Annotated in this window: 1 protein-coding gene; it reads right to left on the reverse strand. The window is 56.8% G+C overall.

What is annotated here, in order from left to right:
* Positions 1–92 precede the first annotated feature (92 nt).
* Positions 93–1529 carry an IS1182 family transposase gene (locus HDE80_RS21995; protein WP_184674458.1) on the reverse strand — a complete coding sequence of 479 codons (1437 nt, stop codon included), beginning with the start codon at positions 1527–1529 and terminating at the stop codon, positions 93–95.
* Positions 1530–1600: the final 71 nt, after the last annotated feature.

Genomic DNA, 1600 nt, shown 5'->3' on the forward strand with positions numbered 1-1600 from the left:
GAGGCTGTGTAAAAACGCAAAACCCCGAGCTATGCGCAAATATATGTTTCTTTGCCGCACCTTGTCAGCGATGCGAGGAAAGTAAGGAGCCCTCAGACCATGATGGCCTGCATCAGCGGCTTGATGCCCATGATCTTCATGACCCGCTTCATGTTGTAAGCCAACACATGCAAACTCATTTCGGTCGCGACCTTGGGTAGCGTTCGCATCAGAAAGTGCGTCGATCCCATCCAGGCCTTGAGCGTTCCAAAGATGTGCTCTACCGTCTGACGACGCACACGCATGGCGTCGGGCCGCTCATCGAGTCGACACTGCAGCGTCTCCAGCACGGATTCGTGTTCCCAACGCCGAATGCGCCGATAGCGCGCTGTGGTGCACTGATCGCGTAGCGGGCAGTTGGGGCATGCAGACGACCAGTAGACGTCTATATTCATGCTGCCTTCGATCGTGCGCATGCGCCAGTTCGCCTGCTCACCTGCAGGGCATTGATAAGCGTCTCGATCGGTCAGATAGTAAAAATCACGTTTGTCGAAGCGCCCGTTCGCCCTGCTGTTGGACGTCAAAGGCTTGGGCACCAGCGGCGTGATGCCTACCTGTTCGCAAGCCAGGAGTTCTTCACCTTTGTAGTACCCGCGATCGGCCACAGCGACCAACGTGTCTTGATCCATCGCTTCGCGGGCACGCAAGGCCATGGCGGTTAATTGATGACGATCATGCCCTTCGTTGGTGACCTCGTGTGCCACGATAAGGTGATGCGTGGCCTCCACCGCCGCCTGCACGTTATAGCCGACGATGCCGGAGCCACGACCATGCGTGGCCATCGCACGTGCATCCGGATCGGTCTGGGACACCTGCTTATCAGGCGTTTCCTGCATGACCTTGCCCAGTGCGTTGAGTTGCTTCACCTGTTCGCGCACCGCGGTGATTTTCTGCGTCAGATGTTTCACACGAATGGCGGGCACCCGACCGTGTGCTCGATCGGCACGGTCCAGTTCGGCCAGATAACGGGCCACGCTGGCTTCGAGCTGTTCCAGTCGCGCCTTGAGCTTGGCTTGCGTGAGGTTCTTGTCTCGGCTGTTGACGGCCTTGAACTTACTGCCGTCGATGGCCACGACGGTGTCCGTGAAAAGTTTCATCTGTCGGCACAGCACGATGAAGTGACTGCACACGCGTCTGATGGCAACGCCGTTGTTCTTGCGGAAATCGGCGATTGTTTTGAAGTCTGGTATGCACCGACCGGTCAGCCAGATCAACTCGATGTTGCGTTGCGCCTCACGCTCCAGCCGACGACTCGACTGCACGCGATTGAGGTAGCCGTAAATATAGACTTTGAGCAGCGTAGCTGGATGGTAGGCTGGCCTTCCCGTGCTAGCGGGTTCTACACCAGCAAACCCCAGCCCGCGAAGATCGAGTTCGTCCACGAAAACATCGATCACTCGAACCGGATGATCTTCCTCAATGTAGTCATCCAGTCGCGCAGGAAACAACACGTTCTGGGATCGATCAACACCTTCGACGAATCGCTTCATGCCCGAATCCACTCACCAAGTCAGGTTAGGATAGCGACACCATGTGGCTAGTTGTTTTCACACAGCCTCGG

This window comes from Rhodanobacter sp. A1T4 (assembly GCF_014207185.1).
Classification (GTDB): domain Bacteria; phylum Pseudomonadota; class Gammaproteobacteria; order Xanthomonadales; family Rhodanobacteraceae; genus Rhodanobacter.

Excerpts from the sequence above, each read along its gene's own strand:
- HDE80_RS21995 (WP_184674458.1), bottom strand. The coding sequence starts at position 1,529 with ATGAAGCGATTCGTCGAAGGTGTTGATCGATCCCAGAACGTGTTGTTT.